Source organism: Enteractinococcus helveticum, assembly GCF_020742345.1.
Classification (GTDB): Bacteria; Actinomycetota; Actinomycetes; order Actinomycetales; family Micrococcaceae; genus Yaniella; species Yaniella helvetica_A.
Genome location: NZ_DYXC01000032.1, coordinates 1 through 19,604 on the forward strand (window position 1 = coordinate 1; position 19,604 = coordinate 19,604).

The 19,604-nt window shown below is 53.6% G+C and carries 15 protein-coding genes; 6 read left to right on the top strand and 9 right to left on the bottom strand.

Annotated features, from left to right (window positions below; genetic code table 11):
• Positions 1-121: 121 nt before the first annotated feature.
• From K8V32_RS02695 to K8V32_RS14710, 4 genes are all read right to left on the bottom strand, one after another.
• Entirely contained in the window at positions 122-964 is an 843-nt protein-coding gene (locus K8V32_RS02695) for a thioesterase family protein (RefSeq protein WP_303902490.1), read from the bottom strand.
• Between the two features lie 84 nt (positions 965-1,048).
• Positions 1,049-1,804 (bottom strand): sulfite exporter TauE/SafE family protein, encoded by a 756-nt coding sequence (locus K8V32_RS02700; RefSeq protein WP_303902495.1) that lies wholly within the window; start codon positions 1,802-1,804, stop codon positions 1,049-1,051.
• 7 nt (positions 1,805-1,811) lie between these two features.
• Positions 1,812-3,230 carry an MBL fold metallo-hydrolase gene (locus K8V32_RS02705; RefSeq protein ID WP_303902498.1) on the bottom strand — a complete coding sequence of 473 codons (1,419 nt, stop codon included), beginning with the start codon at positions 3,228-3,230 and terminating at the stop codon, positions 1,812-1,814.
• Positions 3,231-3,263: 33 nt separating this feature from the next.
• Positions 3,264-3,449, bottom strand: coding sequence for a DUF8730 family Cys-rich protein (locus K8V32_RS14710; protein ID WP_303902501.1), 186 nt, complete (start codon positions 3,447-3,449; stop codon positions 3,264-3,266).
• Between the two features lie 117 nt (positions 3,450-3,566).
• Here K8V32_RS14710 and K8V32_RS02715 point away from each other — a divergent pair, with 117 nt between their 5' ends.
• Positions 3,567-3,845, top strand: coding sequence for a metal-sensitive transcriptional regulator (locus K8V32_RS02715; protein WP_303902505.1), 279 nt, complete (start codon positions 3,567-3,569; stop codon positions 3,843-3,845).
• Between the two features lie 332 nt (positions 3,846-4,177).
• Here the strand turns inward: K8V32_RS02715 and nrdF are convergent, their stop codons facing one another.
• The 4 genes from nrdF to nrdH all read right to left on the bottom strand — a co-directional run bounded on the left by nrdF (position 4,178) and on the right by nrdH (position 8,179).
• A complete protein-coding gene (gene nrdF, locus K8V32_RS02720) occupies positions 4,178-5,158 on the bottom strand; it encodes a class 1b ribonucleoside-diphosphate reductase subunit beta (RefSeq protein WP_303902508.1) in 981 nt (326 codons plus the stop codon).
• A 103-nt stretch (positions 5,159-5,261) separates the two neighbouring features.
• Positions 5,262-7,406 carry a class 1b ribonucleoside-diphosphate reductase subunit alpha gene (gene nrdE / locus K8V32_RS02725; RefSeq protein ID WP_303902576.1) on the bottom strand — a complete coding sequence of 715 codons (2,145 nt, stop codon included), beginning with the start codon at positions 7,404-7,406 and terminating at the stop codon, positions 5,262-5,264.
• Positions 7,406-7,843 (bottom strand): class Ib ribonucleoside-diphosphate reductase assembly flavoprotein NrdI, encoded by a 438-nt coding sequence (gene nrdI, locus K8V32_RS02730; RefSeq protein ID WP_524536676.1) that lies wholly within the window; start codon positions 7,841-7,843, stop codon positions 7,406-7,408. Before nrdI ends, nrdE begins: the two co-directional genes overlap by 1 nt.
• 87 nt (positions 7,844-7,930) lie before the next feature.
• A complete protein-coding gene (gene nrdH, locus K8V32_RS02735; protein WP_303902514.1) occupies positions 7,931-8,179 on the bottom strand; it encodes a glutaredoxin-like protein NrdH in 249 nt (82 codons plus the stop codon).
• Positions 8,180-8,741: 562 nt separating this feature from the next.
• Between nrdH and K8V32_RS02740 the strand changes: the two genes are divergently transcribed.
• From K8V32_RS02740 to K8V32_RS02755, 4 genes are all read left to right on the top strand, one after another.
• Complete coding sequence (locus tag K8V32_RS02740) at positions 8,742-10,256, top strand: DUF1846 domain-containing protein (protein ID WP_303902517.1); 1,515 nt, start codon at positions 8,742-8,744, stop codon at positions 10,254-10,256.
• A gap of 126 nt (positions 10,257-10,382) precedes the next feature.
• Positions 10,383-12,155 carry an ABC transporter ATP-binding protein gene (locus tag K8V32_RS02745; protein WP_303902519.1) on the top strand — a complete coding sequence of 591 codons (1,773 nt, stop codon included), beginning with the start codon at positions 10,383-10,385 and terminating at the stop codon, positions 12,153-12,155.
• Positions 12,152-13,975, top strand: a complete 1,824-nt coding sequence (locus K8V32_RS02750; protein ID WP_303902522.1) for an ABC transporter ATP-binding protein — start codon at positions 12,152-12,154, stop codon at positions 13,973-13,975. The genes K8V32_RS02745 and K8V32_RS02750 overlap by 4 nt, the downstream gene beginning before the upstream one ends.
• 26 nt (positions 13,976-14,001) lie before the next feature.
• Positions 14,002-14,253, top strand: a complete 252-nt coding sequence (locus K8V32_RS02755) for a hypothetical protein (RefSeq protein ID WP_303902524.1) — start codon at positions 14,002-14,004, stop codon at positions 14,251-14,253.
• A gap of 21 nt (positions 14,254-14,274) precedes the next feature.
• Here the strand turns inward: K8V32_RS02755 and K8V32_RS02760 are convergent, their stop codons facing one another.
• Positions 14,275-17,817: a bifunctional proline dehydrogenase/L-glutamate gamma-semialdehyde dehydrogenase gene (locus tag K8V32_RS02760; RefSeq protein ID WP_303902527.1), complete on the bottom strand. Its 3,543-nt coding sequence runs from the start codon at positions 17,815-17,817 to the stop codon at positions 14,275-14,277.
• 231 nt (positions 17,818-18,048) lie between these two features.
• Between K8V32_RS02760 and putP the strand changes: the two genes are divergently transcribed.
• On the top strand, positions 18,049-19,557 hold the full coding sequence (gene putP, locus K8V32_RS02765) for a sodium/proline symporter PutP (protein ID WP_303902530.1): 1,509 nt from the start codon (positions 18,049-18,051) through the stop codon (positions 19,555-19,557).
• Positions 19,558-19,604: the final 47 nt, after the last annotated feature.

A 19,604-nucleotide genomic window follows, 5' to 3' on the forward strand; every position in this document is an offset into this window, starting at 1 on the left:
CGGTGACGAAAAACCACACCTGGATGAATGGATCGCTCGCGGACACTAAACCGCGCTGCAACCATTCTGGGCTCCACAATCTATTGCGATTGTGGAGCCCAGAATGGTTTTAATACGGTGCTTATGCGTCAGTGAGGCGAACCGTCTGGGATTGTTCACTGCGTCCCAGGACGCCGTCGGCATCGTACAAAATGGCTGACGTAATACCGCCGCCCGTTTCGCCGATATTGGCCGAGATAGCAAACCCGAGCCATTCACCCACCGGGGGCCGCAGGAAATGAATGGTCAGATCAACATTGGCAAAGAACACATTCTCTTCGGAGGGCTCTGCCAGCGGTGCTAGTCCATTGGCCGTATCGGCTAGGCCCACAAGTTTGGCAAATGACGACGTCGATTCACCTTCGATGATATCTAACTCACTGGTGATCCAGACGCGACCGTGGCCCGGTCCATGGTCTGGGAATTTTCGGGCGTGGATCGAACGAATAAACCCACCGGGCCAACGCGTAGACATCTCATCCCAGGGTTGGGCATCTTCCACGGGTGGTAGGTGTGCATCGCAAATATTTGCCACCCGGGATGTATCAGAAGTGATGATCTTCCAGGTACGGCCAACGAGCACGGTGCGACCTTGGGCATACACCGTGGACTGAATCAGTTCGATGGTGCGTCCGGGGCGAATGGTCTCGGTAACGACTTTGACCTCCCCGGCGTGTAGTTTGCCAAGAATATCAAAACTCATCCGCGAGGTTAGGAAATCCTGGCACGGATGGTACGCTTCCAATTCTGCTGCGACCAGACCCGAAACCGGTGCCATATGCAGTTCGTCGTCTTGCCACGCGCCTTGAGCATGCGGAGTCGAGACGAAATACGAAGTACGGACATCCTCAGTAATTTCGATGGGTTTAATCCGCCGAAAGTACGCGGTGTCCTGTGGTTGAGTTAGTTCCTGTGATGAGGTCATGAGCCTATCTTGCCAGATACATCGTGGTCTTGTGATGTGTGGCACGGCAATGTTTCACTTTGCGCTCAGTGAATGATACAAAACTCAAAAGAAGGCCGGGGCCAACTCGGTTGAAATCACTGCGATACCCATGATCAGGACGAACCAGCCAAAGCCGACTCGCAAGTTATCAGGTTGAATCTTGCTGACCCAGCGAGCACCAATCAGTGAGCCGACAATCGCGATGGCGGTAAAAACCATTGTGACCGGCCAGTTGATCGAAACTGAAACAATGTGGCCGCCTAATGCCGCAGCATTTTTCATCACGATCGTTAACAGTGACGTGCCAATCGCCAAGTGCATGGGCAGCCCGCCAAATAAGACCAGGGCTGGCACAATGAGAAATCCACCGCCGGCGCCCACCAGCCCGGTGACTGCACCCACTACTGCCCCGATACTTGCCGAAACCAACAGTGATGGCTGAGTGGGCTCGTCAGAAGTCGCGCGTCTTTTGCCTCGGATCATATTGACGGAGGTGGCGATCATGATGACCGCAAAAATTAGCATCAGAATGTAGCCGGGAACGAATTGTGCGCTCCACCCGCCAAGAAAAGCACCCACCATGGATGCCAGGCCGAAGGGCAATCCTACCGAAAACGACACTCTGTTTCCCCGCCAGTGCGGAATGAGTGCCACCGCCGATGTGATCGCGACGATGACCAGCGAGGAGGCGATGGCTTCTTGTGGTTCCATTCCCATCACGTAGTTGAGAATAGGAACCGTCAAGATTGAGCCACCGCCACCCAACAGACCAAGCGTTACCCCAACAATCAGAGCAAGGAGATAGCCTAGAAAGATCATTGATTGCTTAGCCGGTCACGATTGCCGGGATATTGTCGTGAACAGCAGCCCAAGTACCGAAATCGCCGTTGAGTTCTACGATATTAAATCCCTTGCGGCGTAAGGCAGAGGCTCCAATTGCGGCACGACGTCCAGATGCGCAATAGATAATAATTTGGCGATCTGTTGGTAGTTGGTCGGAGTTCCAGACCACGCGGCTTGCAGCTAATCGGTGTGCACCTGGAATATGACCGGCGTCGTATTCGTCAGCGCCACGTACATCCAATATGCAGTGCTCCTCGAGAGTGTCTAACTCATCGACATCCACTGTGGGCACTCCATCGCTGAGAAGTCCTTGCAGGCTGGTGGTATAGCCGGTCAGGGCATCGACACCAACACGGATGAAGTGATCACGATATTGCGAGGCTTGTTGTGCGTTTGGGGCCAGGACGATTAGATCACGATGTTCAGTCTCTGGATCATAGGCCCATGCGATGTGTGTCGCTGCCTTCATTGCATCTGGAATTGACAGTGCACCATCAACGGCTGCTGCATACCGGTCGGTGTGCGGACGAGTATCGACCAGGATTTTTTCGTTGGCTTCTACCAATGGTTTGAGTTCTGCTGGGGTGTAGCTCACCAACTCTGGCAGTTCGCCTAGAATAGCTGGCCCCTGTCGATTTTGGACCTTCATTCGACCAAAGTAGGAATGCGCATCGGGTTGATTATTCAGCAGCTCGGCAACAAAACCATCTTTGTCGTTAGCTTCCACATATGGCGCCCACCACGAGAAGTTGCGTTCGTAACCCACGGTGGTTGTTGGCACAGCACCAAGTGCGCGGCCACATGCTGATCCGGAGCCGTGAGCGGGTAGCACCTGAACATAGTCCGGCAGTGTCAAGAAGTGATCACGCAAGGAGTCGAAAAGCTGTTGGGCTCCCCCAAAACGAGTGTCAATTCCCCCGGCGGCTTCATCCAGGAGGTCAGGACGGCCTAAATCACCGACGAAGACGAAATCACCACTGAGCATAAACCCGGGCTCGGAAGTTTGCGCGCCATCAGTTACAAGAAAAGACATATGCTCTGGGGTGTGCCCGGGGGTATGTACCGCTTCCAGGGTGATATTCCCCAGCGTAATTGTGTGACCGTGTTGCATGCGCACGGCATCGGCAAAACCATCGCCATAGGTCCAGTCGGGTCCGCCCTCATCGGACACATACATTTGTGCGCCGGTTGCCGCAGCCAGCTCGCGAGTGCCGGATAAGTAATCAGCATGGATATGGGTTTCGGTGACCGCTGTGATCTGCATACCGTGTTGTGCTGCCAGATCGAGGTAGACCTGAATGTCACGTCGTGGATCGACCACGATGGCTGTGTTGTTGGCCTGGCAGCCAATCAAATAGCTTCCCTGGGCTAGATCTGGATCATAAATATGTTCAAGTAGCATGTCATGTTCCTTGCGTTGCGTGTGAGTTCAGTTTTATCGCCCGAAGATCCTGGCCAGAATGCCGGGAGCGGCGGTCCGAGCATTGGCGATTTCTTGTTCAGTGTGCTTTCCGTTGCACCATTGAGCTGGTGGCACAGAAGCTTTGACCGCCTCGATATGTTGGCCGCAACCGGCCCACGTCGTTTTTCCACAGACGTTGCATTTCACTGGTCGACACATGATCTTGTCCTCGTGGTTGTTACTCCAAATTTACTTGTATACCCCTGGGGGTATATTTCGACAATACCCTATGGGGTATCATGGTGGCAATCCAATGTCCGCTTTATGGAGTACACAATGATGCAATCAACCGGCCTAGAAAAAGATGCCGCAGCAAAAAAGAAGATCGTCAATCGCCTGCGCAGAGCTCATGGACAACTTGCCGCGGTGATCAACGCGGTAGAAGACGACGCACACTGCGCAGAGATCGTCCAGCAACTTTCGGCGGTGTCGAAAGCAGTTGATCGTGCAGGATTCTTGGTGATTTCCTCTGCCCTGCAGGAATGTCTCACCGACGGTGAAACCCAAGACGGAGACATCGCCCAGTTAGAAAAATTATTCCTTTCCTTCGCCTAGGCACAGCCCACGCGTCGCCGGTCCAAACGCCAGCGAATCAAAAAATAAGCTTAGAACATGACAGCCTGCTGAACCGGACCCACAACATGTCAGTCCAGTTTTTATGACTCGCCATCTTTTGATGCACTCATGGTCGTAAGCAATGCTCAAGCTAAACCAGTAAGACTCATAGGGGTCCACCTATGGACAGCACTGGTCGAATCTGCACTTGCATCGATGGGTACGAATGCATTTCGCGATGTAAATGTATACAGAGCTGCTCGATAAGAAAGGCCCCTCTGCCATCGCAATGACAGAGGGGCCTAATCGATCAGACTCAGTTGCTCAATATCTTAGAAATCCCAGTCGTCGTCTTCGGTTTCTTCCTTAGCGCCAATGACATAGGAAGACCCGGATCCGGAGAAGAAGTCGTGGTTCTCGTCAGAGTTCGGGCTCAGTGCTGACAGAATCGCTGGGTTCACATCAGTAACGGAATCTGGGAACATGGCTTCATATCCCATGTTCATCAGCGCTTTATTGGCGTTGTAGTGCAGGAACTTTTTGACATCTTCAGACAGACCCAGTGGATCGTAAATGTCGTGTGTGTAGGCCACTTCGTTATCGTAGAGGTCAAGCAGCATGTCAAAAGCAAACTCTTTGAGTTCTGCTGCACGTTCTGGAGTCTCATTTTCCAGATTGCGCTGGTATTTGTACCCGATATAGTATCCGTGAATCGCTTCGTCGCGAATAATCAAACGAATCAAGTCAGCAGTGTTGGTTAGACGTGCCTGCGATGACAGGTACATCGGCCAGTAGAACCCTGAATAGAATAAGAAGGATTCCAAAATGACCGAGGCGATCTTACGTTTCTGCGGGTCATCGCCTTCATAGTGCTTGATGATCTCATGGGTCTTGTACTGCAAGGTGGGCTCTTCACGAGTCCAACGGAAAATATTGTCGATAGCTTCAGTCGATGCCAGGGTCGAGAAAATCGACGAGTAAGACTTGGCGTGTACAGCTTCCATAAACACGATGTTGGATAGCACGGCCTCTTCATGCAGAGTCAGTGCGTCTGGCAATAACGAAACGGCACCGATGGTGCCCTGAATAGTGTCAAGCAGGGTCAGACCAGCAAAGACTTGCATGGAGACTTTGCGTTCCTCGTCGGTCATGTTGGCCCAAGACTGCAGGTCATTGGACAGCGGGACCTTTTCTGGCAACCAAAAGTTGGTGGTCAGACGGTTCCAAACTTCGAGGTCTTTGTCATCTTCAATTTGGTTCCAGTTAATCGCCTGGTAGGTGGGGATGCGCTGCGCTACTTCTTCGGGAGTCATGCAACTTTCTTTCTACGATTTCGGTCTGCGTCGCTTGAGTGTACACGACAAAGTGTGCCGTTTGACGAGTCGTCGCTCAAACGGCACACTCTCGTGTGTTCGTTTACAGCATGCAGGATACGCAGCCTTCGATTTCCGTTCCTTCAAGAGCCAGCTGACGTACACGGACGTAGTAGAGGGTCTTGATGCCCTGGGTCCAGGCGTAGATCTGAGCCTTGTTGACGTCACGAGTCGTAGCGGTGTCTTTGAAGAAGAGTGTCAGTGACAGACCTTGGTCGACGTGCTGGGTTGCAGCAGCGTACGTGTCGATGATTTTCTTGTAGCCGATTTCGTAGGCGTCTTCGAAGTATTCCAGGTTGTCATTCGTCAAATACGGTGCTGGGTAGTAGACCCGCCCCAGACGGCCTTCTTTCCGAATCTCCACCTTGGAAGCAACCGGGTGAATCGATGAGGTCGAGTTATTGATGTAGGAAATCGAGCCCGTTGGCGGTACGGCCTGTAGGTTCTGGTTGTAGATCCCGTGCTCCATGACGGAGGCTTTGAGTTCTTGCCAGTCTTGCTGAGTTGGAATGTGCACGTTGGCATCGATAAAGAGTTGTGCCACTTTATCGGTTGCTGGTTTCCATTCCTGCTCGGTGTATTTATCGAAGAATTCACCGGATGCGTATTTGGAGTCTTCGAAGCCGCTGAAAGTTTCATCGCGTTCGATGGCCAGCTTATTCGATGCGCGCAGTGCGTGATAGACCACGGTGTAGAAGTACATGTTCGTGAAGTCGATGCCTTCTTCAGAACCGTAATGGATTTGTTCACGTGCAAGGTAGCCGTGCAAGTTCATCTGGCCTAGACCAATTGCGTGAGACTGGGAGTTGCCTTTAGCAATGGATGGGACGGATGAGATATCCGACAGATCAGATACTGCAGTCAACGCTCGAACTGCCGTTTCGATGGAGCCACCGAAATCTTCGGAGTCCATGGTCTTGGCAATGTTCATGGAGCCTAGGTTGCACGAAATGTCTTTGCCCACGTGGTCGTAGGACAGATCTGCGTTATACGTTGAGGGGTCAGAAACCTGCAAGATTTCCGAGCATAGATTCGACATCGAAATGCGACCTTTGATCGGATTGGCTGCGTTGACGTGGTCTTCGAAGACCATATATGGGTAGCCAGATTCGAACTGTAGTTCAGCTATGGTCTGGAAGAAGTCACGTGGTTTGATCTTGGTTTTTTTGATCCGTGGATCGTCGACCATTTCGTAGTACTTCTCGGTGACCGAGATTTCGCTAAATGGCTTACCGTAAACGCGTTCAACATCATATGGGCTGAACAAGTACATGGGTTCGTTCTTCTTGGCCAGCTCAAACGTAATGTCTGGGATGACCACACCAAGCGAGAGCGTCTTGATGCGAATCTTTTCATCAGCGTTTTCACGTTTGGTGTCCAAGAACGTCATGATGTCTGGGTGGTGCGCATTCAGGTATGCTGCGCCCGCCCCCTGACGTGCACCAAGCTGGTTGGCGTAGGAGAAGGAGTCTTCTAACAACTTCATGACAGGCACGACACCGGAAGATTGGTTTTCAATCTTCTTAATCGGGGCACCTTGTTCGCGGAGGTTGGTGAGGTTCAGCGCGACACCACCACCACGCTTGGACAGCTGCAGGGAGGAGTTAATACCGCGTGCAATGGATTCCATGTTGTCTTCAACACGCAGTAAGAAGCATGACACGAGTTCGCCACGCTGTGCTTTACCGGCGTTCAAAAACGTCGGGGTGGCTGGTTGGAAGCGACCCAGGATGATTTCATCTACCAGGCTGCTTGCCATAGCTTGATCACCGCGCGCTAAGTACAAAGCGTTCATGACAACGCGATCTTCGTAGCGTTCCAGGTAGCGTTCGCCGTCAAAAGTTTTCAGAGCATAGGAAGTGTAGAACTTGAATGCACCCAAAAATGACGGGAACCGGAACTTGTGCGCGTAGGCCTGATCGTAGAGATCAAAAACGAACTGTTCTGGGTACTGTTCGAAAGTTTCTGGTTCGTAGTATTCGTTTTCGATGAGGTAATCGATTTGTTCGCGACGACTGTGGAAGAACACAGTGTTTTTATTGACGTGCTGCAAGAAATACTGACGGGCAGCAGCATGATCGGCTTCGAACTGGATCTCACCGTTTGGACCATAGAGGTTCAAGATAGCGTTCAGTTCGTGGTATCCGAGGCCTTTCCATGCCTCAGGAAGCTTCTTAGCCGACTGAATTAGTTCTGCTTCAGTGAGTGTTGTTGCCAAAATGCATCCAATCCTTCACGAACTTTGGCGACATCCGTAGGGGTGCCCATGAGTTCGAATCTATACATAACCGGTACGTTCGTCTTGGCCGAAATAATGTCACCGGCAAGACAATAGGCGTCGTAAAAGTTTGTGTTTCCAGCAGCGATGACGCCTTGAATCAGCTCTCTGTTATTTTTCACGTTCAGGAATTTAATAACCTGTTTAGGTACAACCCCTGGTCCTTTGCCTGCACCGTAGGTCGGCAGCATCAGCACAAATGGTTCTTTCGCATACAGCGTGGGCTCACGGGTGATCAGTGGCAGCCGTGCGGCGTCACCATCTTCTAGCGCGAGCTTCTCCACGAAACGATGAGTGTAACCGGACACCGAGGAGAAGTAGATCAGTTTCGCATGAGTCTCGATCATATCTTGCGATTCTGGAGACTTCACGAATGATCTATCCTGCACCTGGGCAGTCATTAGATCCCTGCTTTCAAAAAGTTGAAGAAAAGCTTATGCAACGGTCGAGGCAGCAACGTTGGCCTCAAGGGTGGCGATTTTGTCTGGGCGGAAACCTGACCAGTGTTCAGAGCCCGCCATGACAACCGGAGCCTGCATGTAGCCCAGCGCGCGTACCCGTTCTAAAGCATCCATATCCTGGGACATATCAATGACGTCGTATTCGATGCCCTTTTTATCCAAGGCCCGCACGGTTGCGTTGCACTGCACGCATGCTGGTTTGCTGTAAACGGTGACAGTCATGATTTCTCCCTAAGTCGTTGCTTTCGCGCCGGTCCATGCCACCAACTTCGTGAAAGTCGAAGGGGCTCACGGCTTTGTTATTGAATTCTTGGTGAACACCTTACCGGGCTCATCCACATCCTTAACACTACATCTAGGGTTAGCGAATTCAAAGAAGAACTAGATGTTGTGATTACATGTTTGACATTCACCCACAGGGTTCTCCACAACCTCCTCGCGCGAATTCCACAAGTACCCCTATTGATACTTCGGCGTCCTAGTGCGGGTCTAGTACAACGCGCAAAAAGTTCTCCACATTCCCACATCAATCACCCAGCCCATGAATCCACAGAAAAAGAATTTTTCGACACGGCGTGTTGCACCCAAAATCACCAGTGATTGTGTTGCACAACCATGACAACCACAACAATTTGTGGTGTACGAGATATTAAGGACATCTGTCAACAGATGAGTTCGTGGTTTCTCAACAGCAAATTCCACCCCTCTTACCCGTGATGTATGACCCACAACTGGGATCTCGGCATGGTCCGTGGAACAATGGTGTCTCGTGGACGCTGAGAATTTGACCCGAACAACATCATTTCGCCCCAATATCGGTTTCGACTCGCAAAAATACATCAAATTGCAATCGCAATTCATTTCTCAGCGACGTCAGCAGATCGGCAACAAACTGTATCTGGAAATGGGTGGCAAACTCTTTGACGACCTGCACGCCTCACGCGTTCTGCCCGGGTTTACGCCGAATAATAAGATTTCCATGCTCCAAGAGCTCAAAGACGAGCTAGAGATCATGATGGTACTCAATGCCAAGGATCTGGAGTACGAGAAAGTCCGGGCTGATCTTGGCATCACTTACCAAGACGAAGCTATGCGCCTCATTGATATCTTCCGTGACGAAGGTTTCATGGTCGAACACCTGGTCATCACGCAATTGTCAGCAGATTATTCCAACGCCCTGGCATTTAGCGATCGTATGCAACGCGCCGGGCTGAAGGTGACGCATCACTATCCCACTGCTGGGTACCCTACCGATACCGAGACCATCATCTCGGCTGAGGGTTTTGGTCAAAACCAGTATGCTCGAACGACCCGTTCGCTCGTTGTAGTCACCGGTCCAGGACCGGGCTCCGGTAAACTATCTGCCTCGTTGTCTCAGATCTATCACGATTACCAACATGGAATTCGTTCCGGCTATGCAAAATTTGAGACCTTTCCCATCTGGAATCTGCCCCTGCAGCACCCGGTGAATCAGGCCTACGAAGCGGCAACCGCAGATCTTGATGACAACAACATCATTGACCCCTACCACCTCGCCGCGTATCACGAACAGGCCGTCAGTTATAACCGCGACGTCGAAGCGTTTCCGCTATTAAAAGCGATGTTAGAGAAACTGTATGGGGATTCGCCCTATCAATCGCCGACCGATATGGGTGTCAACATGGTCGGGCATTGCATCAGCGATGATGCAGTGTGTGCTGAAGCTGCCCGGCAGGAAGTTATTCGACGATGGTATAAGGCTCGTGTTGAAGAACGCCGCGAAGATACCACCGATCACACCGTGTCCTCGCGCATCGAAGTCATCATGAAGCGCCTCGGCGTCACGAAGGAAGATCGTCCAGTGGTAACGCCAGCCTTAGAACTGGCCGAACGCACTGAGCAGCCGGCAAGCGCGGTGCAATTACCCGATGGCACCATCCTCACGGGCAAAACATCGGACCTTTTAGGCTGTTCTGCAGCCATGTTGCTCAACGCTTTGAAGTACATGGCCGGCATTGACGAAGACGTCCACCTGCTGCGTCCCCAGGCGATCGAACCTATCCAAACACTAAAAACGCGGCACCTAGGTTCGATCAACCCTCGGCTGCACACCGATGAAGTGCTCATTGCGCTGTCGGTGTCGGCTGCCGAATCCGACGACGCTCGCAAAGCAATCGCAAAACTGCAGTACCTGCGAGGCTGCGACGTCCACACCACCACGATCCTGGGCTCGGTGGACGAATCCATGTTCCGCCAGCTGGGCATGCTGATCACCGCTGAGCCCATATACTGGCGGAAGTCACTGTATCACCGCAGTTAATCACCAAGCTAAAAAACTCCTCCTGGTGCTGTGTGGTAGATACGATCTGTTCAGGTCGCAAGCTTGCCGGCATTACGATAGGCGGGATAACGGTTTCTTACAGCTGAGTCATAGGAGGCATGGTTTATGAAAACAGCCATGACGCGCTTATGGCGGATCATCAAACCAATTCGACCTCGTCTCTATATGGGACTGGCCGTCACGATTGCAGCATCCATCGTGGGGCTGATGATTCCCCAGGTGCTCGAATTCTTGGTCAATAATCTCCACACCTCCCCTACGGCCACCACCGTTTGGCTTGCCGGTGGCGTTGTGGTTGCACTGGGTCTGGTGGAAGCCGTGTTGTTGTGGTTGCGTCGGATCTTTGCTGTTGGTCCGTCAACGGAAACCGAACGGCACATGCGGGTCAGGTTTTATAACCGCATCCTGGATATGCCGGTGGCTTTTCACAATGATTGGGGATCCGGGCAGTTACTGTCACGTGCCCAACAGGACGTGACACAGATTCGCCGCTGGATTGCCTTTGGCATGATCATGACGGTCTCTTCGACCGCGACCGTGTTGGTGGGGATCTATATGATGTCGCGATCCTCGATGCTGTTGGCGCTGATCTTTTTGATTATTGTCATCCCCATTGTGGTGTTGACCTATCGTTTTCAGCGCGATTATTCGATTCTGACGCGTCGTTCCCAAGACCTCAATGGGGAAATTTCGACGACGGTAGAACAGTCTGTTCAAGGCATTCGGGTGCTCAAAGCCTTTGGCCGCAGCGAACAAGCCCTCTCGAATTTCCAAACGGATGCGATCGCACTTCGAGACAACGAAATCCGCAAAGCCACCACGCTGGCCCGATTCGATATGTTCATGCTTGCCCTGCCCGAAACCATGCTGGGGCTCTGTTTGCTATTGGGCCTGTTTCAAGTCAATGCCGGTGCGATGAACGTCGGTGAGCTGGCTAGTTTCTTTGCCACCGCCACGCTGGTTGTCGGGCCCACGCGAATGCTGGGCATGCTCTTTGGACAAGCCGTACAAACCACGACTGCATTGGAACGGTACTTCGAAGTCATGGACACCGACAACACCATCGTCTCCCCGAAGGTGCCAGTTCCGGTGGACCTTGACCATGCCACCGGTGAATTAATTCTGGACGACGTACGCTTTCGTTTCCCTGATGCCCCGCAGGACACTCCAGATTTATTTCGTGGCGTCAACCTGCATATTCATCCCGGTGAAACCCTGGCCCTGGTTGGAGTGACAGGTAATGGAAAATCCACGCTGTTACAGCTGGTGCCACGCATCTTTGATATCACCGGGGGTCGGATCACCATTGATGGTGTTTCCGTGCACGATATGGACCTTGACGACCTTCGACGTCTGACAGCTTTTGCTTTCGAAGATACGACACTGTTTTCCTTCTCCGTACGGGACAATGTGCTGCTAGGCGTGGATCCGGCACTTCCCGACGACATCCAGGAAGATATCGCCTGGGAAGCTCTGCACGCGGCTGATGCAGGCTTTGTTGCCGACCTCGCCCAGGGGCTCGACACACCGATTGGCGAACAAGGGTTCTCGTTATCGGGTGGTCAGCGACAACGCCTTGCGCTGGCTCGGGCTATCGCCTCGCGACCGGCATTGTTATTGCTGGATGATCCGTTATCGGCGCTGGATACCAAAACCGAAGAACGCGTCATCGCCCAATTGCGCCAGGTATTAGATACCACCACGACTGTTATCATCGCCCACCGGTCCTCCACGGTTGCCCTGGCCGATCGAGTTGCGCTACTGGATGACGGCCAGATTGCAGCGGTGGGCACACACCAAGAATTACTTCGAACCTCGGCTCGATACCGCTATATTATGGCCAGTCAAACCGAAGACGCTTGGGAGATGCAATCATGAGCGGTCCAAGAGGCGCACGCGGTGCAGCATCTGCAGATTACCAGCGCATGACGCGTGCTGAACGGCGGGCCTCCCTGCGGTTGCTGGCCACGGTATTGAAGCCCTTTCGGTGGCAGCTTGTTGGGTTGTCGATCGTCGTCGTCATTGCACAAATAGCCTCCGTGGCTGGTCCGGCGATCATTGCTTGGGGTATTGATAACGGCATTCCGGCCCTGCTTGAGGGCAATGCTACCCCGGCGGTTGCAGCATCAGTGGCGCACATCGTCGCGGCCCTGGCTGCTGGCGGGTTAATGTATGTGTTTATTCGCTGGAATATGACCCTGGGTCAGACCGTGCTGTACGGGTTACGGCAACGGCTGTTTGTACACAGTCAGCGTCTGGATATGAAGTTCCATGAGTCCTATGCTTCCGGGCGCACCGTGGCCCGGCAGACCTCGGATATGGATGCGCTGGCCCAGCTGTTGAATTCGGGCCTGGATATTATGGTCGGCTCGGTGCTGCAAATGGTGTTTACCATGGTGCTGATTTTGACCATGGACCTGCCCTCGGGTGTTGTTATGGCCGGGCTGCTGGTACCTGCCACCATGCTGACTATTTGGTTCCAGAAACGTTCCTCGGTGATTTACCGCCAGATCCAGACCAACTCCGCGCGGCTGATTTCGCATTTCGTTGAAACCGTCTCAGGTATTCGGGCGGTCAAAACGTATCGCCGTCAAAAGGCAAACGGTGAACGCTACGAACAACTTGCCGAGGATCACCGCCAGTCAGCGCTGCGCTCAATTCAGCTCTTTGGTATCTACCAACCAACCCTGCGCTGGTTATCATCAATCACCATTGCCGCGGTGTTGATGGTCGGTGGTTTCCGGGTTCTGGGCGGCGAACTGCAAGTCGGTGTGCTCATTGCCCTGGTATTATATGCGCGGCGTTTCTTCCAGCCGATCGATGAGATCGCGAACTTCTACAACACGTTCCAATCTGCTGTTGCCGCATTGGAAAAGATTTCTGGCCTCCTGGCAGAAAAACCTGCGGTGACTGATCCAGAAGAACCTGTCGAACTGGATGAGGCCGCCGGTGAGATCGTCTTCGACGACGTTTCGTTTCGTTACCAAGATGATCTACCCCTGGCGCTCCAGCCCACCTCGCTCCATATCCCAGCCGGACAAACTGTGGCCATTGTCGGCTCAACAGGTGCGGGTAAATCGACCATCGCCAAACTCATGGCTCGCTTCTATGACGCCACCGATGGGACGATCACCCTGGATGGGGTCAATCTCAAAGACCTCACGTTAGCAACCCTGACCAAACACATCGTCATGGTCACCCAAGAGTCCTACCTGTTTTCTGGTTCGGTAACCCAGAACATTGCCATTGGGAATCCGGCGGCAACTCAAGAGGAGATCCGAGCGGCCGCGGCAGCTATCGGTGCCGATACGTTTATTGATCAGTTGCCCGAGGGGTTTGATACCGATGTGCGGGCCAAGGGTGGTCGCATGTCTGCCGGGCAACGTCAGTTGGTCTCTTTTGCCAGAGCATTCCTTGCCAATCCGTCGGTATTGATTTTGGATGAGGCAACGTCGTCACTTGATGCCCCGACTGAAGCACTCGTTCAAGAAGGCCTGAAAGAACTGCTCGGAGAGCGCACATCCTTTATCATCGCCCACCGGCTGTCCACGGTGATGATTGCGGATCGTGTTTTGGTGGTCGATGACGGCCAAATTCTTGAAGACGGCACACCGGCAAAACTCGTTGAAGCCGGTGGACAGTTTGCTCAGCTGTACCAGGCTTGGCAGGATTCCCTCAGCGATGCTGAGCGGTATTAGTCTCAACACGTCAGGAGTACATAGTCATGCATGGCAAGCTCAAGGCCGGGCTGGTCGGTGGGATGATCGGCGCCATCGTTGTGGTCGTTGTGGAATTCATAGCGGTGCTGATCAATGATGAAGCATTTTTTGGTTCCGACCGATCGTGGCTGATTTTGCTGTTCGCGGTGGTGCTTTTTGCTTGGAGCCAGATGCGCGCTTATGACCGCAAACAGCACGACGCTACCAAGCGCAAGGGTACCCAGAATGGTCCTGAGGATAGTCATGGCACCCAGTGACGATGACGGGTTTGATAGGCGCTAGCCGAAGTGGATATCGCCGAGGGCTCGCTGTGCCAGGTCGTTGATCGTGCCGAAACGGTGGGCTGTCATGGTCACGGCCTGTTCCCGAAGAAATGGCAGCATTTCTAATCGGCCCGCGGAGGTGACCGGTTGACGATACACGGCGATCTCTGGGGTCTGTGCTACAGCTTGGATCGTGGCGTCGGTCTCGTCGTCACCGATGAGACGAATTCGCTGCGAGCCTTTCGCGGGGTCTGATTGCGCTAGCCGACGGGCGCGATCTAACCACGAGGTTGTATCTTCAAATACCACCCGCATATTTGTGGCATTGAAGGCTTTGGCAATAGTTGCAGGGGTATCGGCGGGTAGCGACAACATGTTCATTGGTAGACAACCGGTCCCCTGACCGGTGGCAACCGCACGCTGAGCGCGTATCCCCGCATAACCGACCCGGATCGCTTGGGCCAGGGTCGTGGAGCTGGTGTCGGTGACACGTATGGTGACCGGTACCGGACGGTAACGCAGCACGTTGATTTCGACTTGCAGATCCGAAATATCTCGCTGGCCGATATAGGCTTCTACCGCTGTGGCGTCATAAGCAATGGCCCGGGTCAACCACCGGACATCTTCCGGTTCAAGTACACGACTCACGGTGTTGTCGAGTTGGTCGGCGAGGTCATCTTGGACCACCGGTATGGTGTCGGCGGCATCGGTCCAATCTGTCAGGCCCACCAGGTAGTTGGGTCCCCCGGCCTTAGCACCGGGGCCGATTGCTGACCGTTTCCACCCGCCAAATGGTTGGCGTCGAACAATCGCACCGGTGATGCCGCGGTTGATATACAGATTGCCGGCTGCAACCTGTTCGGTCCACAGGGCGATTTCTTCAGGGTCCAGGGAATGAATACCCGAGGTGAGCCCATACGGCACCGCATTGACATACTCGATGGCTTCTTCGAGGGTTTGGGCTGACATGACTCCCAGCACAGGACCAAAGTACTCGGTCATATGATATTCGGATCCCGGCTGGATCCCGGAGCGGACCCCGGGCGAATACAATTGCCCGGAATCATCGAGTAATTCAGGGCGCAGGTGCCAGCGCTGCCCAGGTTCCAATATGGTCAGCCCACGGGTGAGTTTTTCTCCGGGTGGTTCAATAACCGGCCCCATTTGGGCTTGCGGGTTGGTTGGGTAGTCGACCACCAGAGAGTTCACGGCGTCTAAAAGTTGCCTGTGGAACCGTTGACTGCGAGCCGTTTGTCCCACCAGGATCACCAGGGAAGCGGCCGAACATTTTTGTCCGGCGTGTCCGAAAGCGGAGTTCACGACGTCGGTTACTGCAAGATCCAGGTCAGCTGACGGGGTGACGATGATCGCATTTTTGCCGGATGTTTCACCAAATAGCGGCATATCTGGGCGCAGGTCGGTAAATAGCTTGGCGGTTTCGTATCCCCCGGTTAGAATGACGCGCTCAACGCGCCGGTCGGAGACCAAATTCGAACCAAGCGAATTTTCTTCCGCGATGACAAATGTGAGGATCTCGTGTGGCAGATCGAATTCGTCAAAGGCATCCCAGATGGCTTGGACAATGACGGCGGCGGTGCGCTGGGCTTGTGGTGCCGGTTTGATAATGACCGGTGACCCGGTGGCCAGTGCCGACGTCATGGAGCCGGTGGGGATTGCTGTTGGAAAGTTCCATGGTGGAGTCACCACGGTCAGGCCCACAGGATGCGGTGTTGCGCCTGCGATATTGTCTAGTTCCAGACACTGCTGGCCATAGTAGCGGGCAAAGTCGATGCCTTCGGATACTTCGGGATCAGCCTGGTCAATGGTTTTGCCAGTTTCTGAGCCCATGACTTCAATGAGTCGACTCCGGTTGGCTGCCAGGTGGTCGCCGATGCGAATCAGCACCTGACTTCGCGTTTTTGCAGGTAGAGTGCGCCAAATTTCTCCGGCTTTGATTGTTGAGTCGATCACCTCATCAAGGTGCTTCTGGTCGGTGATCTGGTGCGAGGAGACCAGGTCTTCGCCAAGTTTAGAATCGGCCATGCGGCGTAGTATGGCCCGGCTCCAGGCGCGGTTTTGCGATAAGTCAGGATCAGTGTCAGCCGCGTTAGCGAACTCGGTTGGCGAGGTTTTTTCAAAGGTTTCTGTTCCACGGTCTTGTTGTCTGCGTGGTTGCGGAACCAGCGTCGCTTCGGTTTCCAACTGTGCCAGTGAGGCGCGGAAGCGTTCTGCTTCGCGGTTGAATAGTTCAGGATCGTCGAGCTCAAAGACCGCCGACATGAAGTTCTCTGGGGAGGCGCCCTCTTCTAAACGTCGCACCAGATATGAGATTGCTACATCGAATTCGTCAGGATGGACCACCGGGGTATATAACAGCAGGCGGCCGACGTCGGCACGTACGGCTTCGGCTTGAGCGGTTGCCATACCCAACAGCATTTCAAAATCCACGGGCCCGTTCACCGCTATACCGCGGTGCTGCATCAACAGATAAGCCAGGGCAATATCAAAGAGGTTATGTCCGGCAACACCAAGACGAACATTGCCCAGACGTTCCGGGGTCAGCGCGTAATTGAATATCCGCTTGTAATTGGTGTCCGTATCCTGTTTGGTCGGCCACACAGTTTGGGGCCAGTGATGCATGGCCGCCTGGACCTTTTCCATCGGCAGGTTTGCACCTTTAACCACACGGACTTTAATAGGTGCTCCCCCAGCGGCGACCCGTTGAGTGGCGAACTCTTGGAGTTCCACCATCGCTTGGTAGGAATCCGGCAGATACGCCTGCAATACGATACCGGATAAAAAGTGTTTGAACTCGGGTTCCGAAATGAGTCGTCGATACACGTCGAGGGTCAATTCGAGGTCTTTATACTCTTCCATGTCGAGGTTGATGAACGTGACAGGGTCAGCGTTCATTGCTGCACGGTAGAGCGGTCGCAACTGCTCAACGATGTTGTCAACGGCTTCGTTATAAGCCCAGTGATTGTGCGGTGCCACTGTGGCAGAGACTTTGATCGAAACGTAGTCGACGTCGTGACGTTGAATCAATGCCAGCGTGGCTGCCACACGATTTTCGGCCTCATTCTGCCCCAGAATGGCTTCCCCGAGCAGGTTGATATTGAGTCGTATACCTTCGGTGCGCAACCGCTGAATTGCCTTACCCAGGTGCGGATCTCGGGCGTCAATGACCAGGTGTCCAACCAGGGACCGAAGTGCTGCCTGTGCTGTGGGGACGATCGCATTGGGCGCGAAGCGGGCGAGTCTACCGCCGATTTTGACCGCGGTCTGCAGATACCAGGGCAGAAAACCCGGGACGTGTTCGGCAATATTTGCCAGGGCGTGTGCAGCGGCGATATTGTCTTCGGGTCGTATAACGCGGTCGACAAAACCCACGGTGAATCCCAGGCCGTTGGGGTCTTTGAGCACTCCGGCAAGTTGCTGTGCCGAAGCATCCGGTTTCATATTAGCTGCCCGCAACAACCAGGTGTGGACCTGCTGGATTGCTTGTTCATCCAGTTGCCACGGTGCGATATCGGAAGTTTGATGCGATGTGGTTTGCATAAGACTCCTGTCGGTGGCGTCCAAACTTGGGTTGTGACATAGCATACGCTGCCCGATTATCAGGAGATAGCAACAATCGTCGTCTCGAGTCGTTCCGCGGCTATTCCAAGCTATAACCCAGGGTTTGACCAGGGTTTTCTTCGATTACCTTCCGGTGGCAAGCGCGGTGAACGTCTATGGCGAGCCCGAAATGATTTGGCGATTTAGTTTCAGTGGCGAATAATGTTTGCTATGAGTGAAGAACACGCCTATCAATTGGCTGCCATCGTTGTGTACCTGATTGGGATGCTGATCATCGGCTACTATGCCTATCGCCGAACCAAGACCGGGCGCGACTTTTTATTGGCTGGACGGGATCTGTCTCCTCGTGTAGCCGCCCTTTCAGCAGGTGCCTCCGATATGTCCGGCTGGCTGTTGATGGGTCTGCCCGGTGCGTTATATGCCACCGGGTTGATTGAAGCTTGGATCGCCATCGGCCTGACTCTGGGCACGTGGTTAAACTGGATGATTGTCGCTCCAAGATTGCGCGTCTATTCCGAGATCACCCGTGACTCGATCACCATGCCCGCGTTCTTTGAGTTGCGTTTCCGAGATCGAACTCGCCTGCTACGTTCCGTGTCGGCAATCATTATTCTGGTCTTCTTCGTTTTCTATGTTGCCTCGATGATGGTTGCCTCTGGTGCATTCTTTGAATCCGCTTTTGGCTGGAACTATATGACCGGCGTCCTAGTGGTCGGTGGGGTGACTCTGACCTACACGGCCTTTGGTGGTTTCCTTGGAGCGTCATTGACTGACGTGGCGCAGGGTTTATTGATGATGGCAGCGTTAATCTCCGTGCCAATCATCACCACTGTCCAGCTGGGTGGACCCGGCCGCGTCGTGAGCTTAATTGATGAGGCCGATATCCAAGCTGGTATGGAGCACTTGTCCTTCACCGGTGGCGGGTTCTCTACTGCCTCAATGCTGGTGATTATTTCTGGTCTAGCGTGGGGTCTGGGATACTTCGGTCAGCCACATATTCTGGCCCGCTTCTTTGCTATCCGAAGCCATGCTGCAGTGAAAACTGCTCGTCGCATCGGGACCGGCTGGGTCATCCTGTGCATGGGTGGAGCCGTGCTGACCGGTCTAATTGGTGTGGCCTGGTTCCACGATGCAGGCGAACCACTAGACAACCCCGAAACGGTGTTCCTGTTGCTGTCGCAGATTCTGTTCCACCCATTTATTGCCGGACTGGTCCTGGCCGCCGTGTTAGCTGCGATCATGTCAACGATGTCATCCCAGCTGCTGGTCTCGGCCTCGGCACTGGTCGAAGATATCTATGGATTGTTCAAGCAGAACCCGCGTGAGAAACAGCAGTTGTGGCTGGGCCGTCTGGCCGTGGTTGTCATCACCGTCATCGCGATTATCATTGCCCAGGACCCAGAATCCACGGTGTTGGATCTCGTTGGTTTTGCATGGGCCGGGTTCGGTGCCGCATTCGGTCCAATGATTTTGATGGCGTTGTATTGGAAGCGCGTTACCGGCATGGGGGCTCTGGCAGGTATGATCGCTGGCGCCGTGGTGTCCTACGTTTGGGGAACCGTGCCGGCCATTAAGGAAGCCATTGATCTTTACGAGATTGTCCCGGGCGTCATCGCCCACTTCCTGGTTGCGGCCATTGTGTCATTGTTGACGAAAAAGCCCGCCCCAGAAGTCGAAGCCGAATTCGAACAAATGCGGGAAACGGTCGCCTCAAAATAAGGTCATATACGCCTGACTCTTGGTTGGCAACGGCTCATCTGGTGAGT